This is a genomic window from Christiangramia pacifica, assembly GCF_057221535.1.
Genome location: NZ_CM170146.1, coordinates 187,201 through 195,378, shown reverse-complemented (window position 1 = coordinate 195,378; position 8,178 = coordinate 187,201). Strand labels below are relative to the sequence as shown.

Below are 8,178 nucleotides of genomic sequence, written 5' to 3'. Positions count from 1 at the left end.
TGCAATCACAATGGACTGGGGCAAAGTGATTTAGCAGATAAATGTAATTTAATTTTCTGAATTTTAGCCAATTATTCGCTAAAAAACGTTAAAAGTCGACAAAGACAGAAGAAAAATACTACTTAGGTTCTAAGGGTCTGATTTAAAATAAGGTATAAAAAAACCGCTGCTCATGCAGCGGTTTTTATGAAATTGTGGCTTAATTGAAAAATTATTCGCCCATAAACGGATATCTATAATCTGTTGCAGGGACAAAGGTCTCCTTAATCAGTCTTACTGAGATCCATCTCATTAAGTTCATCTTAGAACCAGCTTTATCATTAGTACCACTTGATCTCGCTCCACCAAATGGCTGCTGACCAACAACCGCTCCGGTTGGTTTGTCATTGATATAGAAATTACCAGCGGCATTCTGAAGAAGATCTGTAGCTTGAGCTGCTGCGTAACGGTCTCCAGATAAAATTGCTCCGGTAAGTGCGTAAATACTAGTATTGTCTACAGTCTCGCAAATCTCAGCCCATTTCTTTTCATTGAAATTCTTGTCATCATACACGTAAATTGTTACGACCGGACCGAAAAGTTCAGTTTCCATAGTGGTGTAATGAGGATCTGTAGTAAGTATTACCGTAGGTTCTACGAAATAACCTTTAGATTTATCATAGTTTCCACCTACGACTATCTCACTGCTCTTATCTTTTTTAGCCTTATCAATGTAACTTGCAAGCTTATCAAAAGAAGCTTCGTGAATCACCGCATTGATGAAATTGGTCATATCTTCAGGTGTTCCCATTTTGAAGGACTCCACATCTTCAATAACAAAATCCTTGATTTCTGGCCAAAGACTTTTTGGAAGATATACACGTGAAGCAGCACTACATTTCTGACCCTGGTATTCAAAAGCACCTCTTGAAATAGCGGTAGCCACCTGTTTAGGATTTGCAGTTGGGTGAGCAAGAATAAAATCTTTACCTCCAGTTTCTCCTACGATTCTTGGGTAAGTTTTGTATTTTCTGATATTCTTACCAATTTTCTCCCAAATACCTTTAAATACATCTGTACTACCAGTAAAGTGGATACCGGCAAAATCTGGGCTGGCAAGAACAGTGTCGGTTACCATTGCTGGATCTCCGTTCACCATATTGATCACACCATCAGGTAGACCAGCTTCTTTGAAAACTTCCATGATCACCTGTGCAGAAAGCATTTGACTATCACTAGGTTTCCATACTGCTACGTTACCCATCAATGCTGCGCTTGAAGGCAAGTTACCTGCAATCGCCGTAAAGTTAAATGGCGTAATAGCGTAAACGAATCCCTCTAATGGTCTGTACTCAACTCTGTTCCAGTTTCCTTCCGAAGATTCTGGTTGTTCATTATACAGCTGAGCCATATATTCAACATTGAACCTTAGAAAATCACAGATTTCACATGCTGAATCAATTTCAGCCTGGTAAATATTTTTTGACTGCCCTATCATAGTGGCAGCATTCATTTTTTGTCTATAAGGTCCTGCAATAAGATCTGCTGCTTTCAAAAAGATGGCAGCACGCTGTTCCCATTCCAATTTCGCCCATTTTTTTCTAGCTTCTAATGCTTCAGAAATAGCCTTTTCAACATGCTTTTTCTTCGCTAAATGGTAGGTTCCCACTACATGCTTGTGATCATGTGGAGGATTGATAGTTTTTGTGTCTCCAGTTTTTACCTGTTCAGACCCAATATATAGAGGAACTTCTGTATTTGCGTTCCATAGATCCTTGTACGTAAGTAAAACTTCTTCTCTTTCTGGGGTTCCAGGTGCGTAACTCTTAACTGGTTCATTAACAGCAACTGGAACGTGAAAAAATCCTTTTCCCATAAATATTTATTTTGCTTTTTTCGATTGTAATTTAATTCTGCTAAAGGTAAAAAAATAAAGCGGTTTTAAGGAAGAACTCGGTTCACTTCACGAAAGCTTAACTTTTTTCATTATTTTCCTTAAAATTTCGAAATTACTCATGTGTACGATTACTTTGGTTCCGCATCCGGGCTCTATGAATGGATTTATTTTAACCTCTAACAGGGATGAAGCAGTAAGCAGGAATACTTTGCCTCCAAAAAAAGAAGTTTACAAGGATACGAAGCTTTATTATCCAAAAGATGAGCAGGCAGGAGGAACCTGGATAGGAATTAGTGAAAAACTGCGTTGCGTATGTCTCATGAACGGAGCTGAAAAGCCCCATGTGAGAAAACCTGAATACCGAAAGAGCAGAGGGATAGTGGTCAAAGATTTTTTAGCCGGCCCAAAGCTCAGGAAATTGTTTAAGGAATATAATCTACAAGATATCGAGCCTTTTACCATGATCGTGGTAGACTGGCATAACGGACTTGCCTTTTACGAATTGCTCTGGAATGGAAAAGATAGAAAAATTAAGGAGCTGGCTATGAAAGAGCATATTTGGTCTTCTTCTCCTTTATATTCCGAAGAAATGAAGGCGAAAAGAATCAACTGGTTTAAGAAGTTGAAAGGATCTGAGGGATATAATCCAAAAAGCCTGCTTGATTTTCACCATAATGCCGGGGAGGGAAGTAAGCAATATGATCTAATTATAGATCGCGGATTTTTAAAAACCCAAAGTATTACTCAAGTTTACAATTCTTCGGAAGAATTGAAATTCTGGTATAAAAACTTGATGAGTAAAGAAGTGACTGAAAATTATTTTCAGTTTAATGCGTAAGTGGCATTCAGTTTAAATGAAGGGATTTTGACGGTGAAATTTTTAGAGGTGCTGAAATTCATCATGTTGTAATGCCCGCACATTGTTCCAATGGGGCCACGCAATAGACATCCGCTTTTGTAAGTGTGTCTTTCCCCAGGTTCCAGTACCGGTTGCTTTCCAATAACACCATCTCCGGCAACGGTTTCAGTTTCATTTAAACAATCTTTGATCTCCCAGAATCTTGATTCCAATTGAACTGAATCGGTGCTTTGATTTTCTATGGTGATCTGGTATCCAAAGGCGTGATGTATCCTACGGTTTTTGTAGAACATCCCTTCGAAATGTGTTTCGACGGAAATTTTTATTCCTCTGGTGATCTGATGGATCATTTTAAAAAATTGAGAATGATACAATGATAGCGATTATAGCAGCTATCATAGCTAAGGTAAAGAATATTATATTCAGTAATATGAACTTTAAAATCGTTTTAACACGACGCTGTCCGTAAAAGTTACGCATGGCCTTATACAAATAGAATAGAAAAATAGTATTGGCCACGGTGAACCCCCATTCTGAATTTAAAACGTAATCTATAGAATAGCCTATAATATACAGGATGAAAAAAGTGGTCTGCACGTGGAAAGCAAATACGAGATGTTCCATGTAATTAAAAGACCTTCTTAAATATAAAAGCCAGATAAATAAAGCGAAAACCGGCAGGAAGAAAAATATGATAAATGGCAGTTTGCTCACAAAGTAATCGGCGAAGATCTTTGGATTCGCGTAAATAAGGCTAAATTTTCTTGCCTTTTCATATAGCCAGTAATTCCAATTTGTCTGAGAATATTCAAGATCAGTCATTACCACTTCCGAATCGGTCTCACCGGTTTCTTGGAAATATTTATAAAATATATCAAGCTTTTTTGCATGCCTGTTGATATAATTTAAGGTATCAAGATCTTTTTCAGGCAAATAAACATCTTCATAGGTTTCTTCGATATTTTCCTTTTTCGCAGGTATATTCTGAATAATGGAATCTAATTGAATATTATTTTCTTTCAATGCAGGTATTTCCTTCAACTCAGACTGAAGTAAAGTGTCCTGCTGAACTTTGGTAAGTTCCTCCTGAAAATTCTCATCCTGCTCCTGAAGATTTACGCCCTCAAGCGAATCTGAAACTCCCGCGATCAGGAAAAATATAATGGAAGCGCTTAGGTAAAATCTAAACGGATTCGCATACATAGTTCGCTTACCCTGAATATAGTCTTTGGAGATCCTGCCTGGCTCAAAAAGCAGAACTCTTATGGTTCTCTGAAATCTGGAATCATAAGAAAATAGCCCGGAGAAGAATTCTACAAAGAAATCTCCAAAACTTAATTTTTTAGTGCTGTTCTTTTGTCCGCAATTCGGACAAAAACGATCACTTTTCTCAAGTGGAAAATCGCAATTCAGGCAGACTTCACCGCGATACTTATAAAGGGCATCCTTCTTTTCGTATTTATCCAGCATTGGATATAAGAATTAGTTTCGAATATTTTCAGAATTTGCATATCCAATACCAATAAGCTGGTCATACCGTGCGCCCGGTGGGTGATAATAGACCAAAATGGTGTATGAATTCTCGGTTTCATCAAAATTTCCGCTAATAAACCCGTCATCAATACTCCCGTCTTCGTTTAAAAGCACATATTTATAATTGTAAAAACCCTGTTTAAAAAGTCTGGCGTTTTCATAATAGCCAGTCTTATCGTTATAAGTCATCAGGGTGCTTTTGTCTAATTCAAAGTTATTGAATCCGCCGTAAATATGAATTTCAGCATTTTCAATGTTATCATAATTTTTTAATCTGAAATGCATCCAGACATAGTCTGCCTCGCGATCTGATTCACCTGCCTGAATATTTCTTACCACAAAAGCGCCATTGATGTCGGGATTATAAGTATACGGCTGATCTGCCCTGGTAAAATCTAAAAAAAGAAAATGATGATAAAGGTCGCCAAGTTCCACACTTGAAATATCCGAAGTAGTTACCCTGATCTCTTTATTATCAAACTGTAGAAATTCATTACCGCCCCAAAAGGAAGATTCTACGTCGTAGCGGTAGATCAATTCATTCGCAATGGTATATTGTGGTTTGAGATCATTGATGGCAAGTTTCAAATTATAATTCTGAATTACACTCACTTTTACATTTTGATCAGGATTTTTCAAAAGCAGATCTGGAGAATTCACGCTGAAATTTACAACCTGTTTTTCATCGATGAAGTTGAGGTCTCGAGATCGTTTTATTTCGGCACTTACCTGGGCGATGGGATCATAGATCATGAACTTTCGGGAAAAAACCAGTTCACGGTTAGAATTGAAAACCTTCAGCATATAATTCCCGGTAACTTTTAATCGCTTTACATTTTTATTCGGAATGGAAAGTTTGTAATGGGTGAAAGGCTGCAGTGTGTTTAGCGCATTGGTATACTGAATGATCCTTACATTGTCAAAACCTTCCAGGTATTCATTCTTACTCAATTGGCTGGGCGTCCAGTCGAAATTATAATGTTCAATGGTATAATAATAATCGGCTTCATCCCCGATAATATCATCAAATTTAAGATTAATGCGGCTGCCAGATCTTATAATTGGGTTCCCAACATTTTCAGTAGAATCTCCCTGGAAAATCACCGTTCTTATGAAAGATGGGGGAGGCGTCTCCTGGACAACCTGAGAGGCCGCAGAAAAAGAAATTCCTGCTAAGAATAAGAAGAATAGAAAAACTCTCATAGTTTTTAATATTAAGCAAAGTTAATGGAATTACGGTTTTTATATCAATTTATTTTAACAGTTGATCAAAGTAAAATTCTTCTAATTGTTGGGATAAATGGAGCGAAAATTCATAAATTTGCCCGACTTTAAACTAAAAATTTTAACATACACTCCATCCTATGTCAAAAGACATTCGAATTAAAAGAGGATTATCTCTGCGATTAGAAGGGGAGGCGGAAAAAGAGCTCGTTAAGGCTCCGAGATCCAAAACTTACGCGATCAAACCGCCAGATTTTCACACTGTTGTACCAAAAATGGTTGTTAAAGAAGGAGCAAAACTTCTTGCCGGTGATGAGATTTTCTATTCAAAATATACAGAAGAAATTCGCTTTACTACGCCTGTAAGTGGTGTTCTTAAAGAAATTAAAAGAGGTGACAAAAGAAGAATTCTTGAGGTTATAATCGAGGCCGATTCTGAAGACGCTTACCGTGATTTTGGTAAAATGGACGCGTCTAAAGCTGATGCCAAGGATATTAAAGAAAGAATTCTTGAAAGTGGTTGTGGAGCATTTATCAATCAGCGACCTTACGAAATCGTTGCTGATCCTAAAGACACTCCTAAAGCTATTTTCATCTCTGCGGTTACTACTGCGCCTCTTGCGGCAGATAAAGGTTTTATCATTAAAGATAAAATTGCTGCTTTCCAGGAAGGTATCAATGCTTTAAGAAAATTAACTCCGGGAAAAGTTCATGTTTCTGTTGATGATAGTTCAGCTGAATATTTAAAGAATATTGAAGGCGTTGAATTACATCACGTGAAAGGAGAGCATCCTGCAGGAAATGTTGGTGTTCAAATCCATAAGATCGACCCTATTAACAGGGGAGAAAGAGTATGGACTGTTGGAGTTGAAGATGTAGCGATTATTGGTAATGTTTTCCTAACTGGAGAATATCACGCTGATAGAACTATAGCTTTAACAGGTAGTGAGGCTAAGGACCGAAAATACTACCAGACCAAAATTGGAGCTAATGTTGCAGATATAATTGGTCAGGCTTCTGATGATGTTCGTATTATTTCTGGAGATGTATTAACTGGAACTCAGCTTTCCAATAATCAATACATCGGGTTCTTTGAAAATGAAGTAACTCTTATTCCTGAAGGTAATAATTACAGAATGTTTGGTTGGTTGCCTTTCACCTATAACAATATACACTCAAATTCACATACCTCCCTATCGTGGTTGTTCCCGAAGAAAAAGTATACGCCTACTACCAATCTAAATGGGGAAGAGCGTGCTTTGGTTGTAACCGGAGAGATGGAAGAAGTTCTGCCAATGGATATTTATCCAATGCAGTTGATCAAAGCCTGTATGGCAGGTGATATTGAAAAAATGGAAAATCTGGGGATCTATGAGGTGGCTCCTGAAGATTTTGCTTTAGTGGAATATGTGAATACTTCTAAAATTGAAATTCAGGAAGTAATTAGATTAGGTCTGGATTTAATGATCACCGAAGTAGGTTAAAAAGCTGAAGAACTATGGAATGGATTAGACAAAGATTAGATAAAATCAGGGAGCCTTTTAACAAAGGTCAGAAATTAGAAAAGTATGCTCCGGCGATCAACGCCTTGGATACTTTCCTTTTTACTCCCAATCATACAACACAAAAAGGAGCTCACATTCGCGATGCGGTAGACCTTAAAAGAACAATGATCACCGTTGTTCTTGCTCTTGTTCCGGCGCTTATTTTCGGAATGTGGAACGGAGGTTACCAATATTTACACCAGTTGCCGGAATATGCAAATGGAGTACCTTTTATGGATGCATTTTTAGAAGGTGCCTTAAAGATCGTTCCTATGATCGCTGTTTCTTATGCAGTGGGTCTGGGAATTGAATTTGCTTTCGCGATCTTTAGAGGACACGAAGTGAATGAAGGATACCTGGTTACAGGTTTACTTATTCCTATGATCATGCCGATAGATATTCCACTTTGGATGGTGGCACTTTCAGTAGTGTTCGCTGTACTTATTGGTAAAGAAGCTTTCGGAGGAACAGGGATGAATATTTTGAATCCTGCGCTTACTGCACGTGCATTTGCCTTCTTTGCGTATCCAACTTATATGTCTGGTAACTCAGTATGGGTTAGCAACGCGTATGAAGTAGATGCAGTATCAGGAGAAACAATATTAGGTAAGTTGGCTTCAGGAAATGAAGTGCCTTACTCAGCAATGGATATGTTCTCAGGAGTGATCCCGGGATCTATTGCAGAAACATCAGCGATCTGTATTCTTGCTGGAGCGTTGATTCTTGTACTTACTAAAGTTGGAAGCTGGAGAATTATTTTAAGTGCATTTATTGGTGCAGCGGCTATGGGTCTTATCTTTAACGCGCTACCGGCAATGGGACTTGAAGGAAATGAACTTACAAACTTCCCTTGGTATTTACACCTTATAGTTGGTGGACTTGCTTTTGGTATCGTTTTCATGGCAACAGATCCAGTATCGGCTGCTCAAACGATGAAAGGAAAATGGATCTATGGATTCCTTGTTGGATTTCTTTCAGTAATGATACGTGTTTTCAACCCGGCCTATCCTGAAGGGGTAATGCTTGGAATTCTATTGATGAACGTTTTTGCTCCAACTATAGATCATTATGTGGTGCAGGCAAATGTGAACAGAAGAAAGAAAAGACTTAAGAATGCGAATCCTCAAGTAGAAACAGCATAA

The 8,178-nt window shown here is 37.9% G+C and carries 7 protein-coding genes; 3 read left to right on the top strand and 4 right to left on the bottom strand.

What is annotated here, in order from left to right:
- Positions 1-211: 211 nt before the first annotated feature.
- Positions 212-1,855 (bottom strand): L-glutamate gamma-semialdehyde dehydrogenase, encoded by a 1,644-nt coding sequence (pruA, locus tag AC2S94_RS00985; RefSeq protein ID WP_484629652.1) that lies wholly within the window; start codon positions 1,853-1,855, stop codon positions 212-214.
- A gap of 139 nt (positions 1,856-1,994) precedes the next feature.
- On the opposite strand from pruA, the gene AC2S94_RS00980 reads away from it, so the two are divergent.
- Positions 1,995-2,714, top strand: coding sequence for an NRDE family protein (locus tag AC2S94_RS00980; protein WP_484629651.1), 720 nt, complete (start codon positions 1,995-1,997; stop codon positions 2,712-2,714).
- Here AC2S94_RS00980 and apaG read toward each other — a convergent pair.
- From apaG to AC2S94_RS00965, 3 genes are read right to left on the bottom strand one after another with little or no spacing between them, the layout of a single operon-like run.
- Complete coding sequence (apaG, locus tag AC2S94_RS00975) at positions 2,699-3,085, bottom strand: Co2+/Mg2+ efflux protein ApaG (protein WP_484629650.1); 387 nt, start codon at positions 3,083-3,085, stop codon at positions 2,699-2,701. The two genes, AC2S94_RS00980 and apaG, sit on opposite strands and share 16 nt — an antisense overlap.
- A 1-nt stretch (position 3,086) precedes the next feature.
- Positions 3,087-4,205, bottom strand: a complete 1,119-nt coding sequence (locus AC2S94_RS00970; RefSeq protein WP_484629649.1) for a DUF3667 domain-containing protein — start codon at positions 4,203-4,205, stop codon at positions 3,087-3,089.
- 12 nt (positions 4,206-4,217) lie between these two features.
- On the bottom strand, positions 4,218-5,471 hold the full coding sequence (locus AC2S94_RS00965; RefSeq protein WP_484629648.1) for a type IX secretion system plug protein: 1,254 nt from the start codon (positions 5,469-5,471) through the stop codon (positions 4,218-4,220).
- Positions 5,472-5,632: 161 nt separating this feature from the next.
- Between AC2S94_RS00965 and AC2S94_RS00960 the strand changes: the two genes are divergently transcribed.
- Positions 5,633-6,976, top strand: coding sequence for a Na(+)-translocating NADH-quinone reductase subunit A (locus tag AC2S94_RS00960; protein ID WP_484629647.1), 1,344 nt, complete (start codon positions 5,633-5,635; stop codon positions 6,974-6,976).
- A 14-nt stretch (positions 6,977-6,990) separates the two neighbouring features.
- Positions 6,991-8,178, top strand: a complete 1,188-nt coding sequence (locus AC2S94_RS00955) for an NADH:ubiquinone reductase (Na(+)-transporting) subunit B (protein ID WP_484629646.1) — start codon at positions 6,991-6,993, stop codon at positions 8,176-8,178.